Source organism: Dokdonia sp. R78006 (assembly GCF_042466145.1).
In the GTDB taxonomy this organism is placed as follows: domain Bacteria; phylum Bacteroidota; class Bacteroidia; order Flavobacteriales; family Flavobacteriaceae; genus Dokdonia.
Window position 1 is genome coordinate 2,937,437 of sequence record NZ_JAXHBU010000001.1, and the last position, 25,104, is coordinate 2,962,540.

Sequence of the window (25,104 nt, forward strand, 5' to 3'; positions counted from 1 at the left end):
ATAAAAAAGCCGTCCTTACGGTTGTAAGAACGGCTTTTCATATAATGTCTAATGACTTAGTTAGCCTCTGCTACTACGTCAAAAGGAAGTGTAGCTACCACATTCTTGTGGAAACGTACTTTTGCTTCATAGTTACCTAAGCGTTTTACAACGTTTCCTGCGATAGAAATAAATTTCTTATCGATAGAAACACCTTCTTTTGCTAGGTATTCTGCAACGTCTGCATTATTAATAGATCCAAAAAGCTTGTCTCCATCTCCAGTTTTTGCAGTAATCTTAACTTCAAGTCCGTTAAGTTTATCTGCTTGCTTCTGTGCATCGTCCACAAATTTTTGTTCTTTGTGAGCGCGTTGCTTAAGGTTCTCTGCAAGTACTTTCTTTGCGCTAGGCGTTGCAAGTACAGCATGACCGTTAGGGATTAGGTAGTTTCTACCGTATCCGTTTTTTACTTCTACTAGATCGTCTGCAAATCCTAGATTTTCAACGTCCTTCTTTAATATAAGTTCCATCTGTTATCTAGTTTCTATTTGTATAAATCAGTTACATAAGGCATCAATGCAAGATGACGTGCGCGTTTTACTGCTACAGACACTTTACGTTGGTACTTTAAAGAAGTTCCTGTAAGACGACGTGGTAACAATTTACCTTGCTCGTTTACAAAACCTGCTAGCCAGTCTGCATCTTTGTAATCGATATACTTGATACCAGATTTCTTAAAACGACAGTACTTCTTTGCTTTGTTAGTCTCAATGTTAAGAGGCGTAAGATATCTGATATCTCCGTCCTTCTTTCCTTTTGCTTGTTGTTGTAAAGATGCCATAACTTACGCTTTTTGCTTTTTTAGTTTTTCACGTCTTCTTTCAGCCCACGAGATCGCGTGCTTATCAAGTGCTACCGTAAGGTAACGCATCACACGTTCGTCACGGCGAAAAGCTAGTTCGTAATCATTGATAGCTTGTCCATCAACAGTAAATTCAAGTAAGTGGTAAAAACCGCTTTTCTTGTTTTGGATAGGATATGCAAGCTTTTTTAAGCCCCAATCCTCTTTACTAATCATCTTAGCGCCCTTTTCTTTAAGAAGACCTTCGTACTTCTTTACTGTTTCCTTTATCTGATCATCAGATAAAACGGGATTCAAGATGAAAACAGTTTCGTAATGGTTCATATAATATGAGTTTAATTAAAAATGAGTGCAAAAGTAACGATTTACTTTCAATATTCAAATAGCAATTAGTTTATAAATTTAAAAAAAAGCTACCTTAATTATAGAACACAATTTTTAGTTTCGCTTTCGCGAAAAAGTGAATTTACAGAACCCACGCAATTACTATATAATAAGGACACTTCTCAAAGTAGTTCTAATTATCATCTAGTTCATAGATTATAATTAAAGTTAAGTCGTTTAAAAACAGAAATTCTAAGTCTCTTTAATTCGTCTAAACCTACGCCTAATCGTCAATAGTCAAATTTTTACCGATTAAGACGTTAAAATCGCCGTTCCCTATGAGAATAAAGGAAAAATCATTCGACCAATCGCACGAATACCCGATGAAAGTCATGATTTTGTTGGTAAATAGGTTATTTTTACTTAATATTGACAAACTTAACCTAATTTAAATACTAATTGCTGTGGAAGGAGTACTATTAGACTGCGCAGTTGTGGATGATTCAAGTTTACAACGTCTAGCTATCGTAAAGATGATCAATGATCACCCGAACTTACGACTAGTTGCCGAATATAACAATGCCATAGAAACTAAAAATGGTCTTATCGAGACTAAAGTAGACCTGCTTTTTCTTGATATAGAAATGCCTATCCTCTCTGGATTTGATTTACTTGATGATCTTATCCATAAGCCACAGATTATATTTGTGACAGGTAAGACAAAATACGCTTACAAGGCTTTTAACTATAACGCAATCGATTACTTACGTAAACCACTTACTAAGGATCGCTTTACAAATGCTGTTTACAAAGCAATAAGTTTACACAAACTAAAAACTGAAGGTGCTGTCGAAGATGATGACTATATCTTTGTAAAAAGTAACCTAAAGAAAAAGAAAGTGATGCTCAATGAGCTTAAATATATCACTGCTCTTGGAGATTACGTAAAGTTAGTTACTGTGCATGATCCTATTGTTGTACTTGCAACGATGAAATCATTTGTAGCACAATTACCACCAGAACGTTTTATGCGTATACACAAGTCTTACATTATCAACATAGATAAGGTAGATAAATACAACAGTAGAAATATTGAGATAGACGGAGAAAAAATTCCTTTATCAAGACATAAAAAGTCAGAGCTTATAGATGCTCTATCTGCATAAGTAGACGTTAGACAAAATTTAGATATAAAATTAAAAATCCCGCTCGTTGAGTGGGATTTTTTGTTTCTATAAAACGCACTCAATATCTCATTTAATAACAATCCACATCTATCACAAGCCGTACACTTCTGTAAGGAGCAATCGCATTAAAACTTGTTACAACACGCTTTATAGCTTTCTTAGTGTATAATAACTTTTGGCGGCGGCTTATCTTAATTAGTACATTACGTCTATATTGATTCCTTATTCTAGCTACAGAAGGCGTCTCAGGTCCTAAAACAGCTTCTGCTCCTAGTGTTTGACGCAATGCTTTTGCGAGCCAGATACTCGCCTCTTCTATTTTTTGATAATCTCGATGCTTTAAAGTAATACGTATCAATCTATGAAAAGGTGGATACTTAAAATTACGTCGTTCTTCTAATTGCTCCTTGTACATCTCTTCAAACTTATTTGCAGAAACCTGCTGTAGGATCTGATGGTAAGGATTATAAGTCTGCACGAGTACTTTACCTTGTTTTTCTGTTCGCCCTGCCCTACCCGATACTTGTGCAATCAATTGGTAACTGCGTTCATGCGCTCTAAAATCTGGAAAATTGAGCATACTATCTGCATTCATAATCCCTACAAGAGTTACATTTCTAAAATCTAATCCTTTGGTAAGCATTTGCGTACCTACAAGAATATCTATTTGCTCTTGCTCGAAGGCAGTGATAAGCTTTTCAAATCCATACTTACCTCTAGTAGTATCAGAATCCATTCTTGCAATAGATTTGTCTGGATACAGCTCTTTCAGTTCTAATTCTATTTGCTCTGTTCCAAAGCCCTTTGTGGTAAGCTCTGCGCTACCACAAGCCATACATTTTTGCTGTAATGCGATATTATAACCACAATAATGACAACGTAGCTGTGATCTGTATTTATGATAGGTAAGACTTACATCACAATTAGGACATTGCGGTGCGTGACCACAAGTAGTACACTCTAATATAGGTGAGAAACCCCTACGATTTTGAAAGAGAATTACCTGCTCCCCTAATGCTAGTGCATCTGTAATTGCGCGTATTAAGCTGTCAGAAAAGTGACCCGTCATCTCACGTTTTTTGCTTTTCTCCTTAATATCTACAAGATTAATCTCAGGCATTAAAATACCTCCATGTCGTTGTTTTAAAGACACATAACCATATTTCCCTTGCTGTGCGTTGTATACTGTTTCTATAGATGGCGTTGCAGACCCTAGTAATACTTTTGCTTTAAACATTGCTCCTAGCACAATAGCAGCATCACGAGCATGATACCTAGGCGCAGGGTCGTATTGCTTAAAACTACTTTCATGCTCCTCATCTACTACGATAAATTTTAAATCTCTAAAGGGCAACAAAAGTGCACTACGTGCCCCAATAATAATTTGAGCTTTATCCAGCTTTTTTAATACATTATTCCACACCTCTACTCGCTCGTTTACTGAGTATTTGGAGTGAAAAATCGCTACGCGCTCACCAAAGTATGTTTGTAGCCTAGTTATTAACTGCGTAGTAAGTGCAATCTCTGGAAGTAAGTAGAGTGTTTGATCACCAGATTCAAGCATCTCTTCAATAAGCTGCACATAAATCTCCGTTTTACCCGATGCAGTTACTCCATGCAACAAGGCAACATCTTTAGTTTCAAAATGACTTTTTATCTCATTATAAGCCGTCTGCTGGTATTCATTGAGAACCTTTGTTTCAAAAACTTCACCGTCAAAGCCTACGCGGTCTTGACGTTTCTGATACGTTTGAAAAACACCTTTATCCACCAGCGCCTTGAGCTGACTAGCAGTAGCGCCAGATGCTTTTTGTAAATCTTGAGATGAGATAGGTTTATTTATTTTCGCTTTAAGCGAAAAAAATGTGAGCACCATTTCTCTTTGTTTTGGAGCTCGAGATAATTCTTCTATTACATTAGTGAGCCCTTCCTCGCCTTCATATGCTGGCGCAATAGTAATAAATTTTACAAGCTTAGGTACGTATTGCTCATAAATCTCTTCTTGCATCTCAATCACACCTTGATCAATTAAACGCTGTATAGAAGGAAGGATTTTCTTCTTGTCTAGAATATCCATCACCTCATGAACCTTTAATTCTGATCGATGCTGTAATGCTTCATATATGAGAAACTCATCATCCTTAAGCGATGTCTCATCTATATCAAGCCCATCTTCCTTAAGTCTTATCACAGTCTCACTTTCCAGCAAGAAAGCCTTAGGGAGCGCAGCACGCATTACCTCTCCTTCGGTACACATATAGTAATCTGCAATCCAACTCCAGAATTTCAGCTGCTCTTCAGTGACTATTGGGTCCTCATCTAGAATTTGCTGTATTTCCTTGGCTTCATAAATTGTAGGCGCCTGCTCATGTTTGTTTTTTACGATAGAAGCATATACTTTCTTTTTACCAAAAGGAACAGCAACCCGCATCCCTTTTTGAATATAGTTATACTCTGCCTCAGAGACGAGGTACGTAAACGTATTCTCTACAGGGATAGGAAGTATAACATCTATAAAATAAGGCATAGTAAATTGTGATAAGAAAGTATGAATATACAAAGTTACAGAAGCAGATCAAACGTAGGTGCTAATCATAAATAAAAAGAACATTAATGTTTGACATACGCTTTCGCGAAAGCATAAAAAAAGCCGCTCCCAAAAGAAACGGCTTTCAATTTTAGACGGCTAGATTTCTAGCTTCTTATCCACTGTTGTGTTCTAAATAAGAATGCTATATAACCACGAACGTTTAAGACATCTTTATCATCCTCGTCAATCCACAGTTTGGCTTTATATTCTTTTCCTTTTTCTGGATCAAAGATGGTTCCTCCCTCATATTCATCATCATCTTTTTCTAGATTCTTAATGATATCAAGACCTATGAGTGGTTTATCATAATCTTCACCTTTACAGTAAATACAAGTCTTGTCACGATTTGCTGGATTTAATATATCTACAATCTTACCAAACACTTTACCATCCTTTTTATAAATTTCTATGATAGACATTGCCTCACCAGTCTCATCATCTATAGTTTTCCATTGTCCAAAAATAGTTCCTTGTTGCGCTTGTATGCTCACTGCAAAAAATAGCAGCATAAGTAGGGTTATGTGTTTTTTCATAGTATTCAAGTTTTAAGATTCTAAAATTAATGTGATTTACAGAGAGATTATAATGCATAAAAAATGGCGAGTCACAAGTGATCGCCATTTTTAATATGATTGTGATAATTAGTTTTTACCTAACATCGCATCTTTAAGATCATCATCTGCTGGGTCATTACCTAACCAGATTCCGAAAAGAGCTTTCTTAAAATCAAGACCTGCAATAGATCCTACTTCTTTTCCGTTTTTGTAAACTACAGTTCCTTTTCCTTTAATATAAGCGATGTCAAACACGTTTGTTTTTACAATCTTATCGCTGAAAAAACCTTTGAACTGCTCAATCTTCGCATCTAGCGAACTAGTATTGCCATTCATTGAAGCGTCAAAACCATCATCTACAGCTCCTATCATTTTCTTACTAGAAACCATTCCAGAAACGATGTCTAATTTAAGCGCCATAGTCTCGTCTGCATTGATAATTGCTGCAGCATCACTCTTTTTTGACACTAGATATAATCCTCCAGCATAAAGGTCAAATACTACCTTCTCTCTCATACCAGCACCGTTAAGGATAAGTTCTGTACCTCCCATTGTTACTGAGTTAGGTAAAGTTGCATCTCCTACTACTGTTTGTGCCTGGCTAACTGTAAGACTACATACAGCTACTAAAGCTAATAAATACTTTTTCATAATTTTTCTTTGTGTTTGTGAGTTATTTAATTTGAATTAGGGTTTTTATGTAAAATTCGTAATTTTTGAAGGGTTGCATTCAGCTCATAACCCAATAAAATCAAATTGGAATTTAACCAAATATAAAGCATCATTATTAATAATGCACCAATAGAGCCATACAACTCATTATATGTGCCAAAATTATCAATATAAATGCCAAATAGATAAGTGGTTATCATAAATAATATTGTTGTCATTAATGCTCCTGGTGAAAAGAAACGACTCTTACGCCCTTCTTTAGTTCCAAAATAATATAGCGTAGCAATTACCGAATAAATCATAATGATTAAAAACAGGTTCTTCCCTATGCTTAATAGCGCGATATCCATGTCGTTACTCATAAAGTCACGCTCTCTCAATGAATTAAGTAATAATTCAAAATAAATCACTACTGATATAGTAGTAACCAACAACGATGCCAGAATAATGGAAGTCCCTAAAGCAACCGCATATTGCCTAAAGAAATTACGGCTTATCTCGTTATAATGAGAACCTTCAAAACCACTAAAAATGGCATTGACACCATTTGCCGTTAAAAACAAGGCAAGTAAACCAGCAAAGGAAGCAAGACCTGCTCTCTCATTCTGTGAGATATCGATTATGATAGGTTTAAAGAAATCTAAGGATTGCGCAGGTATCAATTCATAAATAAAGGCCATGAACTTGATATCAAAATTCTCAATAGGCACATATGGCACTAAATTGAGTAAAAACAGCAATGCCGGAAAAATGGCCATAAAAAAACTATAGGCAATAGAACTTGCACGAGATCCCAGAGCTCCCTGGATAATCCCATTAAAATAAGCGCGTAGCAAGTAAAGAAGCGTCATTCCCTCAAACCCAGGAATAACGATACTATCCAAGATACTTACAAGCCAACAGAATGGCTTGAATCTCATTAAACGTTGCTCTATTGTCTTATCTGATGCCATTAAACTGCTTTCAGACTAAGATCTAAGTTATAAACAGAATGCGTGAGCGCCCCACTAGAAATATAATCTACACCACAAAGAGCGTACTCACGTATTGTCTCTTCATTAATACCACCAGAAGATTCTGTAAGGCATTTATCGCCTATTAATGCAACTGCCGTACGAGTATCCTCATAATTAAAATTATCTATAAGAATACGATATACGTGCTCGTGATTTTCAAGTATTTCTTTAATCTCATCCAGACTTCTAGCTTCTACTATAATCTTGAGATCTCGCTGCTCTTCCTTAAGATAATCTACTGTTTTGAGAATCGCTTTTGTTACACCACCCGCAAAATCAATGTGATTATCTTTAAGCATAATCATATCATACAGGGCAAAACGGTGATTCTCACCACCACCTATTTTTACAGCCCATTTTTCTAGCGCTCTTATTCCTGGCGTTGTCTTTCTTGTATCTAGAATTTTAGTATCTGTTCCTTCTAAAAGGTTCACAAAGAACTTTGTCTTCGTCGCAATAGCACTCATACGCTGCATAGCATTAAGCACTAGGCGTTCCGCTTTAAGAATGCTCTGACTTGAACCAGATACATAAAATGCAATATCACCATATTTTACAGCGTCTCCATCCTTTAATATATCCTCAACTTTTAATGAAGGATCTACGTATGCAAATACCGCTTTCGCGAAAGCGCAACCCGCAAGAATACCTTCATCCTTTACAAGTAATTTTGCTTTTCCAGTGGCGGTTGCTGGTATACAAGCCAGTGAACTGTGGTCTCCATCACCTACATCCTCTCTTATAGCATTTGCAATTATACCTTCTATCTCAATCTGAAATTGTGCTTCTGAAATCATATTTGTATTGTTCCTTTGATGTAAAAATAAGCAAAAGGTAAAGCTTCTTACTTCTGTAATGTAGTTTTGTATTTTTGCTACATGAATATTAAACTTCTCTGCGTAGGCAAGACCGATAATAAACAGTTGCAAGCACTGGTAGACACGTATAGTAAACGGCTCAACTTTTATGTAAAATACTCCATAGAAATTCTCCCGGATATTAAGAATGTCAAAAATCTTAGTGAGCAAGAACAAAAAAATAAAGAAGGCGACCTTATTTTATCAAAAATAGGCCCTTATGACCACCTCTTGCTATTTGATGAAAATGGAAAAACGTTTACAAGCGTAGGCTTTTCAAAATTTTTACAAAAGAAAATGAATAGTGGCATCAAGACCCTAGTCTTTGTTATAGGTGGTCCTTATGGATTTTCTGAAGAGGTTTATGCAAAAGCACAAGGAAAAGTATCATTATCATCTATGACTTTTTCTCACCAGATGGTAAGACTATTTATTACCGAGCAAATTTATAGAGCATATACTATCTTAAAAGGTGAGCCATATCATCATCAATAAACATAATTTCTAGAATTAGAATCGTCTTTTAATTGCCCTAATTTATTAATGCTAAATAATTATTGGGTTTAACCTATTTTTATGAGCATAAGTAGCATAATTATTACCGCTACGTGTTATTTTTGTATCCTTAATACGACTACAATTTAATGGGATCACAATCAGGTACAAAAAAGAAAAACAGGCTGCAATTATTGCACCAGTACTACGTGTACACTGGTTTTTATACTTTTTTAAGGGACGCTCTTAAAAAAGCACTCCCTCCTATTCTACTTGTAGTAGCAGCGATAGTTCTTATTCACTTCTTTGTAATAGACCTTAATACGGCACTGCAATATGTAATAGACAACTATTCAAACCTGCTTGTCCTTACCTTATTTTTTGTTTCAGAATCTATACTTGGTATAATTCCTCCAGAGCTTTTTATTGCCTGGAGTGATAAAACAAGTAATCCTATCTTATATCTTAGTCTCATTGCACTATTATCATATGCTGGTGGAGCAGTTTCCTATTTTACAGGAAGAGCAGCTTTAAAAATTCCATCCGTTCATAATTACCTAGAGGTAAAAATGGAGAAGCACTTAAAAAATGCTCGTAAATGGGGAGGTTTTTTAATTCTAGTAGGAGCTTTACTTCCGCTTCCTTTTGCCGTAGCAAGTCTTGCTGCGGGTATGATTCGCTTCGAGTTTAAATATTGGGCATTATTTGGTCTTGCTCGTTTTGTAAGATATGCAATTTACGGAGCAGCAATTTTTAGCCTTGTATCCTAATGAAACTAGTTTTTGCAACACACAATCACAATAAACTTCGCGAAGTTCAAGCATTAGTGCCTGATCATATTACCCTTCTATCCTTAACAGACATAGGATGCACAGAAGAAATCATTGAGGATGCAGATACCATCGAAGGTAACGCACTTCTTAAGGCAAATCATGTGCTAACTAACTATGGGTACGATTGTTTTGCAGATGATACCGGTCTTGAGGTGGATGCACTTGATGGTGCGCCAGGAGTATATTCGGCGAGATATGCTGGTGAGCAAAAAGATGATTCGGATAACATGAACAAGCTCTTAATAAATCTTGCTACTAAGCAGGATCGTGGAGCACAGTTTAAAACAGTTATCGCTTTCGCGAAAGCAAACAAAACAGAAACCTTTACAGGATTATGCAGAGGTGAAATCACTAAAGAACGTCACGGTGATGGCGGTTTTGGGTATGATCCTATCTTCCGACCAGAAGGTTACGATGCAACTTTTGCACAAATGGCTCCATCTTTAAAAGGAAAAATAAGCCACAGAGGGCTTGCTGTATCTGCATTTCTTGAATTTCTACATAATCAAGAATAATTTTTTTACGCCCTAATGCATTCATTATAGTTTTATTGAGTACTTTTGCAGCTTGAAAAACCTCAGGGTGAGGTATTGCCATATTTTTCTGGCACGTGTTGATCGAAGCAATTGGTTTATAAGTCGTTGCGCTTCCTATACACGCTAACACTTATAAATACTATTGTCTTATGACATTTGATGAACTAGGCCTAAATGCGCCTTTACTCCAGGCTATCGCCGATTTAGGTTTTGAAAAACCTTCTAAAATTCAAGAAGAAGCTATCCCACAACTTATTGCAGAAGACCGCGATATGGTTGCTCTTGCACAAACAGGAACAGGAAAAACAGCAGCTTTTGGATTTCCACTATTACAAAATATAGATGCAAATAGTAAGACTACTCAAGGTCTTATTATCGCTCCTACTCGCGAACTATGTCTCCAGATTACAAACGAGATGAAATTGTATGCAAAGCACATGAAAGGTGTGCGTGTTGTTGCAGTTTATGGAGGAGCAAACATACAAGAGCAAGCTCGTGAGATTTCTCGCGGAGCACAAATTGTAGTAGCTACACCAGGACGTATGCAAGATATGATGCGTCGTCGTATGGTAGATATTACAAAATTAAGCTACTGTGTTCTTGATGAAGCAGATGAGATGCTTAACATGGGATTCTATGAGGACATCACAAATATTCTTGCAGATACTCCAGAAGACAAGCTTACATGGTTATTTAGTGCTACAATGCCTAGAGAAGTATCACGTATAGCAAAAGAATTTATGGTAAACCCGTTAGAAATAACGGTAGGACATAAAAATGAAGGAGCAAAGAACGTATCTCATGAGTACTTTGTAGTACACACTAGAGATCGTTACCAAGCACTTAAAAGACTTTCTGATGCAAATCCAGATATCTTCTCTGTAATCTTTTGTCGTACTAAACGCGATACTCAAAAAGTTGCCGAGCAACTTATTGAAGATGGATACAACGCAGGAGCGCTTCACGGAGATTTAAGTCAGAACCAGCGTGACCTGGTAATGAAGAGCTTTAGAAATCGTCAGATACAAATGCTTGTTGCAACAGATGTTGCTGCACGTGGTATTGACGTAGATGATATTACACACGTAGTAAACTACCAATTACCTGACGAGATAGAAACGTATACACACCGTTCTGGTCGTACAGGTCGTGCTGGTAAAACAGGTATCTCTTTAGTAATTGTTACTAAAAGTGAGATGCGTAAGATCAAACAACTTGAGAAGATCTTAGGTAAGAAGTTTGAGCAAAAAACCATTCCAGACGGAAAGGAAATCACTCAAGTACAGTTAATGCACCTTGCAAACAGCATTAATACTACAGAGATTAATGACGAGATCGAGGCTTACTTACCAGAAATAGAAGAAGTTTTAAAAGACAACACTAAAGAAGAGCTTATTAAAAAAGTATTTTCTGTAGAGTTTACACGTTTCTTTAATTACTATAAGAAATCAAAAGATCTTAATCAAAATGCAGTTGGAGCGGCTAAGGAGCAATCTGGTGACTCTACTCGTTACTTTATTAACGTAGGTAGCAAGGATGATTTTGACTGGATGAAGCTTAAGGATTTCTTAAAAGAAGAATTAGGTTTAGGTCAAGATGGTGTTTACCGTGTAGACTGTAAAGATGCCTTCTCATTCTTTAATACAGATACAGAGCACAAAGATAAAATCATAGCACATTTTGAAAACTTCGAACTTGACGGTCGTCGTGTAAGCGTTGAGGAAACTCAAGGTGGCGGAGGTCGCAGTGGTGGCGGAGGTCGCAGCGGTGGCGGAGATCGTCGTCGTAGTGGCGGAGGTCGCAGCGGTGGTGGAGATCGTCGTCGTAGTGGCGGTGATGATGGATTTAGATCTGGCGGTCGCAGCGGTGGCGGAGATCGTCGTCGTAGTGGTGGAGGATCTTCAGACAGACAACGTAGTGATCGTAAATCGAGCTATGGAGATGACCAAGGTGGTCGCTCTAGAAGCAGATCAGAAAGACCAGCAAGATCTGAAAGATCAGAACGCAGTTCTTCTCCACGAACTCCAGATAACAGATCTGAAGGAAATAAGAGCCCATTTTCTGGTAAAAGACGTCGCAGAAGCTAGTTTGACGCACGTTAAATGTTAGAATTATTGTAAATAAATAGATTTGGTATGATTTTCCCTATGGAATGCATAAATTGCCTTAGCATATGAAGAAGATCATACTAAACCTACTTATATTCTCTGCCGTTGCAGTAGGATATTCACAAGAAAAAGATACTACATCAGACCCAACCGAAGCTCAAGAAAAGCTAGAGGATGGATTTATCGATGGAAAAGTATTAAGCAGTAGTACAGATATTGCATTACAGAACGTAAACATTCTCAACCTCTCAAATTTTAAAGGAGCTACTACTAATGAGTATGGTAAATTTGAAATTAAGGCTGAAGTAAATGATACGTTATACTTCTCTTACCTAGGATACAAATCTCTTAAAGTACGCGTGAGCGGTGACTGGATTAAATACGGTGACGTAAAAATCCAAATGACAGAGATAGGTATCGCACTTGAAGAAGTCGTGGTTCAAGAAATTGAGCTTACTGGATATCTAGAAATTGATGCAAAGAGAGTTCCTATTTACAGCAATCAACGATACAGTATATCTGGATTAAATTCTGGTTATGAAGTAGGTAAAAGTCAGCCAGGAGCAATATCTAGAGTGTTGAGCTCTATTTTTAATCCTGCAGATTTTCTTTATAATATTTTTAGCAGAAAGAAAGGCCAACTTCGTAAGCTTAGGCAAATGAAGGAAGATGACAAAGTACGTAATCTACTAGAACGTAAATTTGACCGCGAGACACTAAGTGCTTTACTTCAAATAGATCGTGTTGATATAGACGCAATACTTAAAAATTGTAGCTACTCAGATAATTTTATCATGAGCGCAAATGATCTTCAAATTCTCGATGCAATAAGTGAATGTTATGAAGAGTACAGAGTTCTTCAAAGAAAAGATTAATTATCTATTATACATATAAACAGAAAGCCCGCTATATTTAGCGGGCTTTCTGTTTTATATAGCATTTTGAATGGTACGCTTTCGCGAAAATATGATGCTACAATGCTGCTATAATCACCTCTGGATCTGCTCTGAGTTTATAATCTTCTGATAGAAAGTGGTAAGAAACTTCTCCGTTCTGGTCAATAATATATGTGGCTGCGATAGGAAGCTCATTTGCATCATTACCTTGACTCTCTAAAAGATCAATACCAAATTTCCCATATAATTCTGCAAGCGCCTCTGGAAGTTTAAAAACCAAATTGAGTGATCTTGCTAATTCGTTATTTTCACTAGTAAGGACTTCAAAATCCAGCTCATTTTTCTCTTTAGTAGATAGCGAATTGTCCGGTGTTTCTGGAGTAATAGCAATAAGCGTTGCTCCTTTCTTTTTAATTTGAGGTAATACCTCTTGAAATGCTTTAAGCTCTAAGTTACAATAAGGACACCATCCACCTCTATAAAAGGTAATCACTACTTTACCCTTTTGTAAAAGCTCACTCAGTGTGATAGTTTTTCCTTGAGCATTTGGCAATGTAAAGTCTGGAAATTTATCTCCTGTCTTTACTGCGTGCTTCAATATATCTGTAGCTTCAAGATCTTCAATGGCTTTTCTCATGATGTCTTGAGCAGCGCCAGGATGACGTTTAATACTGTTATCTGCAAGTTCTTTTAGTGATGCGGTAAGTTTCATAATTTGACGTTTTCAATTTGAATGTTGGTCTTTAAAAGTGCATCAACTTTACATTTATTTCCAGCTTATAATTCAGGAATTCAAGTTTTCGCGAAAGCGTACCTCTACCCTCTTTCTTCTATAAATCTTTGCTCGATTCTTTCCACATCTTTGATCATCTTACGTGTCCATTCGAGTTTTTTATCAAAAAGCTCTTGCTCAGAATATTGCCAAGACACGTTAGATTGCTTGAGCTTAGTCATAATATGCTGTATAGTTATTGCCGCAGAGACAGAAATATTGAGACTCTCTGTAAAACCCACCATAGGGATATAAATAAAATCGTCTGCCATATCAAGCACCGTATCACTTAATCCCTCTGTCTCACGACCAAAGAATATCGCTGCCTTTTGAGTAATGTCAAAATTTTCTAGCGTATGAGCATCCTTGTGCGGGGAAGTTGCAATTATTTTATATCCCTGACTTTTTAAGTGAGAGATACAGCTTTTTGCGCTGTTATGACGTTGCACATCTACCCATTTTTGAGCACCCATTGCAATCTCACGGTCTATACTTTTTACATTTACCTCTTCTATCACGTGTAACTCTTGCACGCCAAAAGACTCACAGCTACGTATCACAGCGCTGGTGTTATGTAATTGATACACATCCTCCACCGCAACAGTAAAATGATTTGTACGCTCTTTAAGTACATTATCAAATAATTGAACACGTCTTTCTGTAAGAAATGATTGTAAGTATGCCAGAAGCTCTTGATCCATGATTGTTGTTTACACGCCAAAGATACTGTACTTTTAAAATGCAAAACAAACTAGAATGTCTAAACAAAATATAGTAGTCCTCTCTGGAGCAGGAATAAGTGCCGAAAGCGGACTAAAAACTTTTAGAGATGCAGAAGGTCTTTGGGAAGGTCACGATGTGATGGAAGTTGCTACTCCAGAAGGATGGCACAATAATCAAGAACTCGTTTTACGCTTCTATAACGACAGAAGAAGACAGCTGCTAGAGGTCACACCTAATGCCGCACACAAAGACCTTGTACAATTAGAAGAGGATTATAATGTTACAATTATCACTCAAAATGTAGACGACTTGCATGAACGCGCAGGTAGCTCAAATGTGATACACCTGCACGGAGAGTTGCTCAAAGTGCGCAGTAGTAGAAATGAAAGCGATATAAAACCATGGTCAACCGACTTAAAAGAAGGAGATCTATGTGCGCTAGGGTTTCAGCTAAGGCCTCATATCGTCTGGTTTGGCGAAGAGGTGCCACTTCTAGACAAAGCAGCAGAGCTTGTGAGTAAAGCAGATTTTATAATCATTGTAGGAACCTCCATGCAAGTATATCCAGCCGCTGGACTTATTGATTTTGCAAAACCTAGTGCTCAGATTTATTTTATAGATCCAAAACCCTCAATAGCACAGAGAGAACGTCTTACGATAGTTCCAGAAATAGCATCAACAGGTATAAAAAAGGTGGTTACCTCATTGTTACATTGAGTCCAAACACTTAAAAAATGACGTTATCTGAACTTTATAATGAGCTAGCATATGTAAATCACTCACGTGAGAAGCGTGCGTACTACGCACAGTTAATCTTAAATGAGCCTAGTCTTACGGAGCTCGTTATAGAAATTCTATTTATGGTAGATGACGCTAGATCTCCCAAAGCTGGATGGATAGCAGAATTTGCAACCAAAGAAGATATCACAATCATTCTTCCGCATCTTGAATTATTTACAACTAAGATGCATACTGTTTATCAAGATGCCGCACTGCGACCCGTGAGCAAAATCTGTGAAGAGCTTGCCATCTCCTATTTCAAAATAAAAAATCCACAAACGAGAGCTTCCCTAACCAAAATTCAAAGGGAGCGCATGGTCACTTCAGCTTTTGACTGGTTAATAACCGACCAAAAAGTCGCTGTCAAAGCATACTCAATGACGTCGCTATATTATCTAGGCACAGAATTTAATTGGATACATGAAGATTTACAACGTATTATGGAGGAAAACTACATGACGAGCAGTGCAGCATATAAAGCAAGATGCAAGCACATTACCGCATGGATAAAGAGAGATCATAAGTATAAAAATTCTTAATATCTACATGATGAACAGAAATGAGGGTATATCTCAAATAATTATTGATATTTTCGCAGCTCTACTTTATGATGCAAAAACTACTTACTGCTACAATTGCCTTGCTATTTCTTATACAAGCAAATGGTCAAGATGTAAAACCTTACGAACTAGAAGCAAACTATTTTTATGGGAGCATCCTAAGGCACAATAAAGATGTATCCTCACTTATTACCGGGCATCCGGAAGGAATTATTCTGAGTTACAATAGAAAAACCTACGGTCTAAAGGAGTGGGAACGACTTTATAATTATCCAGATTGGGGATTCACCTTTGCATATCAAGACCTTAAAAATGAAAGTCTAGGAGACACCTACAATGCGCTGGCGCACTACAACTTTTATTTTTTGAACCGTAAGCTTATGTTTAGAATAGGGCAAGGTATTGGCTACACCACAAATCCCTTTGACCTTGAAACTAATGTGGAGAACAATGCGTATGGTTCTCGTTTATTTAGCGCGACACTCGTGATGCTTAATTATAAACAAACCATCACTCCCACACTATCATTTCAAACTGGTCTTACTTTTTTGCACGGCTCTAATGGAAATTTACGAGCACCTAACACTAGCACAAACACAATAGCATTAAATGCTGGGATTATCTATAAAGATCGAGCCGTACCAGATTTTATTCCAAAGGGAGAAAAAGTATCTTACAAAGAGCCTATTCATTATAATATTGCCTTAAGCGCTGGACTCAATGAAAGTGATTTTATAGGTTTAGGCAGAGAGCCATTTGCAATAATCTCTGCCTATGCTGATAAGAGATTGAGCAAAAAAAGTACTGTTCTTGCTGGTGCAGAAGCTTTCTTTTCAAAATTCCTGAATAATGAAATTGAATTCTTATCTGTTGCTTTTCCTGGACGTGGCGTAACTGCAGATCAAGACTGGAAACGCGCAGGAGTCTTTGTTGGCCATGAGCTACACCTCAACAATACAGCATTAATAACACATGCGGGATATTACCTTTATTATCCGTATGATTTTGAAGGTAGATTTTATCAACGCGTAGGACTTAAACGCACCTTTGGCAAAAAGTACTTTGGTAGTGTGGCTGTAAAAACCCACGGAGCAAAAGCAGAGGCAATAGAATTTGGATTAGGGATACGATTATGAGTTTACAAACACAAAAAATACATCTTTTAAGTACGCTTTCGCGAAAGCGTAACCTCATACTACAACTTCTACTTGCTGTACTATTATTCTCTTGCGATACAGAAAATGCAAATGATTGCCTCCAAACGGATGGTGATATCATCACTTATGAAATTGAAGTACCTGTTTTTACAAAAATCCAAATGGAAGATGACATTCGGGTGCTCTTAAAGCAGGGAGCAGAACAACAAGTGATTATTGAAACAGGTGAAAACCTTGTATCGGACTTAAATTTTGAAGTATCAGAAGGAACACTTGTACTACAGAACAATAATAGTTGTAATATCTTAAGGGAGTATGGACGAACCCTAGTGACAATAACGTCTCCAAACATTAGTTTTATAAGACAAGCATCCTCCTTTGACTTAAAAAGTGAAGGTGTTCTCTCCTTTCCAACTTTAACTTTATTCAGCAATACTAACCCAAATAGTCTTGACATAGACGACCCCAATAAAAGTGGTAATGTGTATTTAAATCTGGCTGTTCCACTCTTAAGAATATCTGCAAATGGATCAAGCAATTTTGTAATATCTGGCAGAGCAGATCAAATGAATATCAGTTTTAGTGACGAGCTCCCACAATTTGACGGAAGAGATTTTCTAGTAGATAATATACAATTTACACACACTAGCGCCGCTGCGATGGTATTTAACCCTATAAACAGTCTTAAAGGAACCATACGCGCCACGGGCGATGTAATTGTTGTAAACGAACCACCTTTAGTCGAGGTAGAAGTGCTATTTACGGGACAACTTATCTTTGAAGACTAAAAAGTATCTAATTGTAGAAAACATTGTATCTTTTAATCAGTAATAACAATAAACTTAAATAATGGTAAAAGCAAAATATCAAAACGTTCTTGACCTAGGAGAAAAACTTAACATCCAGAACGGAGATGTAAAAGAAGAAAACGGAGTACTTCATGTAACAGGTACTGCTACAAATCAGTATGAGAAAAATCAACTTTGGGATGCTATTAAAGCAGCTGGAGGAGAAAGTCCAAGTGATATAGTAGCCGATATTTCTGTTGCAGATACATCTGTATATGCAAAACACACAGTGGTAAGTGGCGACACTTTAGGAAAAATTGCAAAGCACTATTATGGTGATGCAATGAAGTACAAAGAGATTTTTGAAGCAAACAAAGACATCTTAAAAAACCCAGATGTTATACACCCAGATCAAAATCTTGTGATTCCAAATTTATAAGATAGCATCATTTTCTTATAGGTAATTATCTATAAAAAAAGCTCCCAAATTGGGAGCTTTTTTATTTTTAGCCTAAACTAAATAATTTATGTAATCAACTTTAAATCAATTAAATATACTAGCTAATTAAAGTGATTATTTAATTGTATTTTTTAAGCTAATCCCGATAAGTAAGACCCATAAAGATCATTAAAACGCATACCTGTTGTAAGCTTATATTTGCTCAACTTCTTGTATTCTACAAGACCGAAGAGTATAAATTCTTTTAAGAAATACGTATCCTCTTTTGCCATTTCTGGTTGATATTTCTTGATCAAATCATCAAGAGGTGTGATACTATCTAGCATAAGTTCATACTCTTTATTGGTAAGCGTATCTTCTAGTTCAAAACCGCTTTGCTCAAAAAACCATGCTAGTACTTCTTCATAAGGATCTTTCTCATCATCCTTAGTTAGTTTTTCAATCTTAGGGAAATAGTCATCAAACAAAGAAGCTGTTGCATCACCTATTAAAATTTTGGCAACCTCTCCTGCTCCTTCTTGTTCCCCTTCGTAAACAAGTTCTACCTTGCCTGTAATTGCAGGAACGATTCCTAATAAGTCTGAGTAACGTATCGTAGTAGTGTCATCTCCCGATAGCAACATACGACGTTCTGCAGTACTCATTAGGTTTTGAAAAGCAGTAATACTCATTCTGGCACTTATCCCACTCTTTTCATCTATAAACTCACTTTCACGAGCAACAAAGCCTATTTCCTCAATTAAGTCTTTCACTAGATTAGGAACATGAACCTTTGTTTTCTGACGCTCATCAAGATTTGCTTCTTGATCTGTTATGGTTCTTGCAATAGCTACTGTTTCTGGATAGTGCGTAAGTATTTGAGAACCTATACGGTCTTTAAGAGGAGTTACAATACTTCCTCTGTTTGTATAGTCTTCTGGATTTGCAGTAAAAACAAACTGCATATCAAGAGGTAGTCTTAATTTGAATCCGCGTATTTGAATATCTCCTTCTTGTAGAATATTAAATAGCGCTACCTGAATTCTAGCTTGTAAATCCGGTAATTCATTGATTACAAAAATTGATCTGTTTGCACGAGGAATCATCCCGTAGTGTATCACACGATCATCTGCATAGCTCAGTTTTAAATTTGCTGCTTTTATTGGATCTACATCACCTACAATATCTGCAACTGTTACATCTGGCGTTGCTAGCTTCTCTGCAAAGCGCTCAGAGCGATGAATCCATGTAATTGGAGTATCGCTACCTTTTTCATCAATAAGCTCTGTAGCGTATCTAGATATAGGATTAAGTGGATCATCATTAATTTCAGATCCGCCTACTATAGGCATCCATTCATCAAGTAGGTTTACCATTTGACGTGCAAGACGTGTTTTGGCTTGTCCTCTTAGCCCAAGCAAGTTTATGTTATGCTTACTAAGAATAGCTCTCTCAAGCTCAGGGATAACTGTGTGCTCATAACCGTGTATACCTTCAAATGTAGGCTTACTAGATTGTAATCTTTCTATCAAGTGTTCTCGTAACTCATCCTTTATGCTACGAGATATCCATCCGGCTTCTTTAAGTTGTCCTAGTGTATTTATCGTTTCGTAATTCATAGTATTTTTTTATTTCCTTTATGTAATAGCTGCTTGTCTGAATAGTCTACTAGCAACGGTATCTCCTTTGTAATAAGTGATTATTATAAAAGTTCTTACTTAATTCTCTTTTTTCTATTAGTCTCGTAGTCTTGAAAAATCATCTCACCTAACCCTTGCAGGCCTGTAAAAAATGCTTTCCCTTGATTTGCTTCTGTAAAATTATCTACAAACTGTTGTAAATAAGGATCATTTGCTATCATAAAAGTAGTGATAGGTATATGAAGCTTGCGTGCTTGTCTAGCCATACTGTAACACTTGTTTACAATATACTCGTCTAGTCCGTTAGGGTTTTTATAGTAACGACCATCCTTAAGTTTTAAACAAGATGGTTTACCGTCTGTAATATTAAATATCTGTTTATTTGAGTTGCGCTTGCGCCTCAAGATATCCATAGCAAGATTAAGACCTGCTACTGTGTTGGTGTGATAAGGACCAACTTGTAAATAGGGCAAATCCTTAATTTTGATAGGCCAGGCATCATTACCATACACGATAATATCCAGAGAGTCCTTAGGATAACGCGTGGTGATAAGTTGTGCGAGTGCCATCGCGACTTTCTTTGCAGGAGTGATACGATCTTCACCATAAAGTATCATACTGTGAGAGATATCAATCATTAACACAGTACTCATTTGAGCTTTAAAATGCGTCTCCTCTACGATAAGGTCACTTTCGCGCAAGCTAAAGTCATCTGCTCCATTATTAATTTGAGCATTACGCAAACTTTCTGTCATAGATATACGCTCTAACGGATCGCCAAAACGATACTCACGATGATCTCCAGTATGCTCATCGCCTCTTCCATTTAGTTTGGAACGGTGGTTTCCTTGGGAGCTTTTTTTAAGTTTACCAAAAATTTGATCAAGAGCACGCTTTCTTATGGCGCGTTCTGTCTTTTCTGTTATTGCGGTTCCACTGTTGCCATCGGGCTTGACTTCCTCACGTATGTAGCCTTTGTCTTTGAGTTCTTGAACAAAGTCATCAAGGGTGTAGTCCTCATTTGTAAGTTTATATTCTTTATCCAAGTCTTTAAGCCAATCCATAGCCTCGTCAAAGTCTCCAGAGGTATGTGTAATCAGTTCTTGGAAAATATCTAGCAACTGATCAAATAATGATTGTTGCGGAGCATCATAGGTTTTAAAGACAAACCCACTCCTTTCTTGTTGTCTTCTCATAGCTTTATAAAAATACTACCTAATGGTATAATAAAAAAGCACCTCGCTAGAGGTGCTTCATAAATCTTTCTTAAGAGATGTAATTATCCTTTTGGCATAATCACAGTGTCAATAGCGTGTATTACTCCGTTTGAAGCAGCTACATCTGTCATAATAATTGTAGACATTCCACCTTTTGCATCCTTAATCACAACATTTGCTCCGTCCATCATTAATGTGATTTTCTCTCCCATTACTGTGTTAGTTTCAAATGATCCGTTGTTTGCTTTGATAGCTTCTACTACATCACCAGCCATATATTTTCCAGCAACTACATGATACGTTAAGATATCTGTAAGCGCTGCTTTATTTTCTGGCTTTACTAATGTTCCTACAGTTCCTTCTGGTAATTTAGCAAATGCATCGTTAGTAGGTGCAAATACAGTAAATGGTCCTGTGCTAGCAAAAGTCTCTACAAGTCCTGCAGCTTTTACTGCTGTTACTAGTGTAGTGAAGTTCTCATTTCCTACTGCTACATCTACAATAGTTCCTACTTCTTCTTTTACTGGTGCTTCAACTTCCATTGTTGCCTCAGCTACTTCGTTGTTTACTTCTGTAGTTTTCTCTTTTGTTCCTTCGGCACATGAAGCAAATAATAATCCTGCTCCTGCAACCATTAATAAAATCTTTTTCATAATAATTGGTTTTTTGAATAATTAATTTGTTCAAAGATAATTCGATTTTGTTAGACAAACCATAATACTATCTCAATTCCTTGTTAATCATTTCATAAAGATTTCAAGGGTATTAGTTATGCTTTCGCGAAAGCGTGAATAAAACCTTTATAACATAGCGCATCCATTAACATCCCTTTAAGAATTTCAAATTAGCTTTTCTTTAACTTTAGTCCCTTGACTGTAAAGTCACAAAGAATCAACCAAATAATATAAAATGAAACAACTCTTCTCTCTGTTGCTACTGTGCGTCTGTACGGTAGTCTCTGCCCAAAAACTTGACATGTCTTTATTAAAGGACATGCAACCACGTAACATAGGCCCAGGCGGTATGTCTGGTCGTGTGACTGCAATAGATGTCGTTACAGACAATCCAGATGTAATGTACGTAGGTACTGCTTCTGGAGGTTTATGGAAGTCTACCTCTGGCGGAATTAAGTGGGATCCTATTTTTGAAAATGAGCTTACAGCATCTATAGGAGCTGTTGCGATACAACAATCTAACCCTTCTGTGATATGGGTAGGTACGGGAGAAGGAAATCCTCGTAACTCTCTTAATGGTGGTTATGGTGTTTATAAATCTCTTGATGGTGGTAAGTCCTGGAAGTCTATGGGACTTGAGAAAACAAGACATATACACCGCGTAATTATAGATCCTACTAATCCAGATATCGTTTACGTAGGCGCTATAGGTTCGCCATGGGGTGAGCACCAAGAAAGAGGTGTTTATAAAACTACAGATGGCGGTAAGACATGGAATAAGATCTTGTTTACAAACATAAAGTCTGGCGTTGCAGATATGGTGATGGATCCAACTAATCCTAACAAGCTTATTGTTGCCATGTGGGAACACAAGCGTGATCCATGGTTTTTTAAATCTGGTGGTGAAGGTTCTGGCATCTTCATGACTCATGATGGTGGTGCTACTTGGAAACAATTGAGTGATAAAGATGGTTTACCTAAAGGCGAGCTAGGACGTATAGGTTTATCTATCGCCCCAGGAAGCCCTAATGTGGTATATGCACTTGTAGAGGCAAAAAAGAATGCTCTATACCGTTCTAACGACGGTGGTTTTAACTGGAAGAAGATCAATGATAAGAGTGATATAGGGAACAGACCATTTTACTACAGTGATATTCACGTAGATCCTCAAAATGAGAATCGTGTTTTTTCTGTGTTTACATATGTAAATGTATCTGAAGATGGGGGAAAGAATTTTGACCAACTTATGGGAGCGTATGGAGTAGATAATGGAGTGCACCCAGATCACCACGCATGGTGGATTCACCCAAATAATGGGAAGTTCATGATGGACGGTAATGACGGCGGACTTAACATCACAAAAGATGGTGGTAAAACATGGCGTTTTATAGGAAACTTACCTGTAGCACAGTTCTATCATATTAATGTAGATAATGAATTTCCTTATAATGTATATGGAGGAATGCAAGATAACGGCTCTTGGAGAGGTCCTGCTTATGTATGGAAAGCTCAAGGAATACGTAATGATTACTGGCAAGAAATTTCTTTTGGAGATGGTTTTGATGTAATTCCAGATCCAGATGATAGTCAGTTTGGATGGACTATGAGTCAGCAGGGATCTGTGAGTCGCTACGATTGGAAAACTGGAAACAACTATGGTGTAAAACCTACACATCCAGACCCAGATGTATTCTTACGTTTTAACTGGAACTCGGCTATAAACATCGACCCTTTTGATAATAGTACTATCTATTTTGGAAGTCAGTTTGTACATAAATCTACAGACAAAGGACTTACATGGGAAGTTATCTCTCCAGACCTAACCACAAACAATCCAGAGAAACAAAAGCAATCAGAATCTGGTGGTCTTTCTATGGATGCCACAGGAGCAGAAAATCACACAACGATTCTAGTTATTGAGCCTTCGCCATTAGAAAAGGATATGTTCTGGGTGGGTACAGATGACGGTCGTGTGCATTACACTCAAAATGGTGGGCAATCTTACACTGATGTGTCAAAAAGCCTAAAAGGTCTTCCAGAAGGAAGCTGGATTGTACAAATCAAGGCTAGTAATAAAAATAAAGGGGAAGCACTATTAGTAGCAAATGATTACCGTCGTTTCAACTATACTCCTTATGCATACAGAACTACAAACTATGGTAAATCATGGACTCGTATTGTAGATGAGAACGATGTGCAAAGTTATGCGCTTGCCATTATAGAGGATCCAGAAGAGAAAAACCTTCTCTTTTTAGGAACAGATGATGGTTTATATGTGTCTATAGACGCTGGTAATAACTGGCAAAAATGGACTAAAGGATTCCCTACTACTTCGGTTAAAGATTTAGTAATTCATCCTAGGGAGCAGGATCTTGTGATTGGAACTTTTGGACGTGCTGCATGGGTTCTTGACGACATAAGACCGTTACGAGCGATTGCAAAGGATAGAAGTACGCTTTCGCGAAAGCTTCAACTCTTCAACCCTCCTACTGCTTATGATGCCGCATACCAGCAACCTACGGGAAGTCGTTTTGGCGCAGATGCTCTTTATAATGGAGAGAATCGCGGAAGTGGAGCGCAAATAGCATATTACTTTGTAAAAGATGAAACAGCATCTTCAAAAACATCTACAGATGATACTGATGAAGAAGATACCGATAGCGATACAGAAGTTAAAAGTGTAACGTGGGATTCTATCCATTTAAAAGTATACGACGGCGCACGCCAGATTCGTCATTTAAAATGGAAAACCCCAGATAGCACAGGAATTCATAAAATGACTTGGTATATGCGTGAAGCAGGTGGCGATCGTCCTTCTCGTTCTATTAGAAAATCTAAGAACGAGCCAGGAGGAGTTTCTGTAAAGCCAGGCACTTACAAACTAGTAATGCAATATGGTGATCAATCAAGTGAGTCTTCTATTGAAGTAGCGAGTGATCCTCGTTATGACGTTCCTGCTAAGGCTATTAATGATGCTTATAACACAGGAAAGCAACTTGAAGCAATGACACAAACTGCTGCAGATGCTGTAAAGCAACTAGTACAGAGCAAAACAATCGCTAGTGATTATAAGAAGATGATTAAAAAACTAGATGATGATAAAGCTTATAAAAGCGAACTCAAATCTATAGGAGAAATGACTAAGCGCATTGATAAGGTTATTGCTCTTTATATAGGTACTATTGATAAAAGACAGGGAATCACTCGTAATCCAGAGATTACAGTAATGAATCGTATAAGATCTGCAAGTGGTTATGCTCGTAGTCGTCCTAATGGGCTTACATCTACAGAGACTACATTAATATCACACGCTCGCAACGAGTTACAAACTGCGCTTGACAAGACAAATACCTTCTTTACAGAGGAGTGGGCTCCTTTTGAGTCTACACTCAAGGCTATGAATGTAAGTGCGTTTAAAGAAATCAAAACCTTTACCATAGATTAA

At 37.2% G+C, this 25,104-nt stretch carries 25 protein-coding genes; 12 read left to right on the plus strand and 13 right to left on the minus strand.

Features of this window, described 5'->3' with window-relative positions:
* Positions 1 to 56: 56 nt before the first annotated feature.
* From rplI to rpsF, 3 genes are read right to left on the minus strand one after another with little or no spacing between them, the layout of a single operon-like run.
* Entirely contained in the window at positions 57 to 509 is a 453-nt protein-coding gene (rplI, locus tag SJY37_RS13025) for a 50S ribosomal protein L9 (protein WP_013752086.1), read from the minus strand.
* 14 nt (positions 510 to 523) lie between these two features.
* Entirely contained in the window at positions 524 to 820 is a 297-nt protein-coding gene (gene rpsR / locus SJY37_RS13030; protein ID WP_108878900.1) for a 30S ribosomal protein S18, read from the minus strand.
* Positions 821 to 823: 3 nt separating this feature from the next.
* Positions 824 to 1,165: a 30S ribosomal protein S6 gene (gene rpsF, locus SJY37_RS13035; RefSeq protein WP_035336833.1), complete on the minus strand. Its 342-nt coding sequence runs from the start codon at positions 1,163 to 1,165 to the stop codon at positions 824 to 826.
* Between the two features lie 464 nt (positions 1,166 to 1,629).
* On the opposite strand from rpsF, the gene SJY37_RS13040 reads away from it, so the two are divergent.
* Positions 1,630 to 2,331 (plus strand): LytTR family DNA-binding domain-containing protein, encoded by a 702-nt coding sequence (locus tag SJY37_RS13040; RefSeq protein WP_013752083.1) that lies wholly within the window; start codon positions 1,630 to 1,632, stop codon positions 2,329 to 2,331.
* A 91-nt stretch (positions 2,332 to 2,422) separates the two neighbouring features.
* On the opposite strand, the gene priA is transcribed toward SJY37_RS13040, so the two are convergent.
* The 5 genes from priA to nadC form a co-directional block, all read right to left on the minus strand.
* Complete coding sequence (gene priA, locus SJY37_RS13045) at positions 2,423 to 4,879, minus strand: primosomal protein N' (RefSeq protein WP_298325277.1); 2,457 nt, start codon at positions 4,877 to 4,879, stop codon at positions 2,423 to 2,425.
* Between the two features lie 167 nt (positions 4,880 to 5,046).
* Positions 5,047 to 5,475 (minus strand): DUF2147 domain-containing protein, encoded by a 429-nt coding sequence (locus SJY37_RS13050; protein ID WP_298325279.1) that lies wholly within the window; start codon positions 5,473 to 5,475, stop codon positions 5,047 to 5,049.
* A 108-nt stretch (positions 5,476 to 5,583) separates the two neighbouring features.
* Complete coding sequence (locus SJY37_RS13055) at positions 5,584 to 6,147, minus strand: chalcone isomerase family protein (protein ID WP_298325280.1); 564 nt, start codon at positions 6,145 to 6,147, stop codon at positions 5,584 to 5,586.
* A 26-nt stretch (positions 6,148 to 6,173) separates the two neighbouring features.
* Positions 6,174 to 7,121: a YihY/virulence factor BrkB family protein gene (locus SJY37_RS13060; RefSeq protein ID WP_298325282.1), complete on the minus strand. Its 948-nt coding sequence runs from the start codon at positions 7,119 to 7,121 to the stop codon at positions 6,174 to 6,176.
* The gene (nadC, locus tag SJY37_RS13065; RefSeq protein ID WP_298325285.1) at positions 7,121 to 7,981 is read right to left on the minus strand and encodes a carboxylating nicotinate-nucleotide diphosphorylase; all 861 of its coding nucleotides are present in this window, start codon (positions 7,979 to 7,981) and stop codon (positions 7,121 to 7,123) included. The genes SJY37_RS13060 and nadC overlap by 1 nt, the downstream gene beginning before the upstream one ends.
* A gap of 81 nt (positions 7,982 to 8,062) precedes the next feature.
* On the opposite strand from nadC, the gene rlmH reads away from it, so the two are divergent.
* From rlmH to SJY37_RS13090, 5 genes are all read left to right on the plus strand, one after another.
* Positions 8,063 to 8,536 carry a 23S rRNA (pseudouridine(1915)-N(3))-methyltransferase RlmH gene (rlmH, locus tag SJY37_RS13070; protein ID WP_298325288.1) on the plus strand — a complete coding sequence of 158 codons (474 nt, stop codon included), beginning with the start codon at positions 8,063 to 8,065 and terminating at the stop codon, positions 8,534 to 8,536.
* Between the two features lie 149 nt (positions 8,537 to 8,685).
* A complete protein-coding gene (locus SJY37_RS13075; RefSeq protein WP_298325291.1) occupies positions 8,686 to 9,306 on the plus strand; it encodes a YqaA family protein in 621 nt (206 codons plus the stop codon).
* On the plus strand, positions 9,306 to 9,884 hold the full coding sequence (locus SJY37_RS13080; RefSeq protein ID WP_298325293.1) for a non-canonical purine NTP diphosphatase: 579 nt from the start codon (positions 9,306 to 9,308) through the stop codon (positions 9,882 to 9,884). Before SJY37_RS13075 ends, SJY37_RS13080 begins: the two co-directional genes overlap by 1 nt.
* 170 nt (positions 9,885 to 10,054) lie before the next feature.
* Positions 10,055 to 11,992 carry a DEAD/DEAH box helicase gene (locus SJY37_RS13085; protein ID WP_298325295.1) on the plus strand — a complete coding sequence of 646 codons (1,938 nt, stop codon included), beginning with the start codon at positions 10,055 to 10,057 and terminating at the stop codon, positions 11,990 to 11,992.
* 86 nt (positions 11,993 to 12,078) lie between these two features.
* Complete coding sequence (locus tag SJY37_RS13090) at positions 12,079 to 12,888, plus strand: carboxypeptidase-like regulatory domain-containing protein (protein ID WP_298325297.1); 810 nt, start codon at positions 12,079 to 12,081, stop codon at positions 12,886 to 12,888.
* A 97-nt stretch (positions 12,889 to 12,985) separates the two neighbouring features.
* On the opposite strand, the gene SJY37_RS13095 is transcribed toward SJY37_RS13090, so the two are convergent.
* Entirely contained in the window at positions 12,986 to 13,621 is a 636-nt protein-coding gene (locus SJY37_RS13095; protein WP_298325300.1) for a peroxiredoxin-like family protein, read from the minus strand.
* 104 nt (positions 13,622 to 13,725) lie between these two features.
* Complete coding sequence (locus SJY37_RS13100; protein WP_298325302.1) at positions 13,726 to 14,382, minus strand: RNA methyltransferase; 657 nt, start codon at positions 14,380 to 14,382, stop codon at positions 13,726 to 13,728.
* A 55-nt stretch (positions 14,383 to 14,437) separates the two neighbouring features.
* Between SJY37_RS13100 and SJY37_RS13105 the strand changes: the two genes are divergently transcribed.
* The 5 genes from SJY37_RS13105 to SJY37_RS13125 all read left to right on the plus strand — a co-directional run bounded on the left by SJY37_RS13105 (position 14,438) and on the right by SJY37_RS13125 (position 18,128).
* Positions 14,438 to 15,121, plus strand: coding sequence for an NAD-dependent deacylase (locus SJY37_RS13105; RefSeq protein WP_298325305.1), 684 nt, complete (start codon positions 14,438 to 14,440; stop codon positions 15,119 to 15,121).
* A gap of 17 nt (positions 15,122 to 15,138) precedes the next feature.
* A complete protein-coding gene (locus SJY37_RS13110) occupies positions 15,139 to 15,723 on the plus strand; it encodes an adenylosuccinate lyase (protein WP_379953220.1) in 585 nt (194 codons plus the stop codon).
* Between the two features lie 68 nt (positions 15,724 to 15,791).
* Positions 15,792 to 16,880 carry an acyloxyacyl hydrolase gene (locus SJY37_RS13115; RefSeq protein ID WP_379953221.1) on the plus strand — a complete coding sequence of 363 codons (1,089 nt, stop codon included), beginning with the start codon at positions 15,792 to 15,794 and terminating at the stop codon, positions 16,878 to 16,880.
* Positions 16,877 to 17,689, plus strand: coding sequence for a head GIN domain-containing protein (locus tag SJY37_RS13120; RefSeq protein WP_298325313.1), 813 nt, complete (start codon positions 16,877 to 16,879; stop codon positions 17,687 to 17,689). The genes SJY37_RS13115 and SJY37_RS13120 overlap by 4 nt, the downstream gene beginning before the upstream one ends.
* A 61-nt stretch (positions 17,690 to 17,750) precedes the next feature.
* Complete coding sequence (locus SJY37_RS13125; RefSeq protein WP_298325316.1) at positions 17,751 to 18,128, plus strand: LysM peptidoglycan-binding domain-containing protein; 378 nt, start codon at positions 17,751 to 17,753, stop codon at positions 18,126 to 18,128.
* A gap of 152 nt (positions 18,129 to 18,280) precedes the next feature.
* Here SJY37_RS13125 and SJY37_RS13130 read toward each other — a convergent pair whose 3' ends face one another.
* The 3 genes from SJY37_RS13130 to SJY37_RS13140 form a co-directional block, all read right to left on the minus strand.
* Positions 18,281 to 19,747, minus strand: coding sequence for a magnesium chelatase (locus SJY37_RS13130; protein WP_298325318.1), 1,467 nt, complete (start codon positions 19,745 to 19,747; stop codon positions 18,281 to 18,283).
* A gap of 95 nt (positions 19,748 to 19,842) precedes the next feature.
* Positions 19,843 to 20,964 carry a VWA domain-containing protein gene (locus SJY37_RS13135; protein ID WP_108878918.1) on the minus strand — a complete coding sequence of 374 codons (1,122 nt, stop codon included), beginning with the start codon at positions 20,962 to 20,964 and terminating at the stop codon, positions 19,843 to 19,845.
* Positions 20,965 to 21,047: 83 nt separating this feature from the next.
* Positions 21,048 to 21,638 (minus strand): fasciclin domain-containing protein, encoded by a 591-nt coding sequence (locus SJY37_RS13140; RefSeq protein ID WP_298325322.1) that lies wholly within the window; start codon positions 21,636 to 21,638, stop codon positions 21,048 to 21,050.
* A 256-nt stretch (positions 21,639 to 21,894) separates the two neighbouring features.
* On the opposite strand from SJY37_RS13140, the gene SJY37_RS13145 reads away from it, so the two are divergent.
* On the plus strand, positions 21,895 to 25,104 hold the full coding sequence (locus SJY37_RS13145) for a hypothetical protein (RefSeq protein WP_298325324.1): 3,210 nt from the start codon (positions 21,895 to 21,897) through the stop codon (positions 25,102 to 25,104).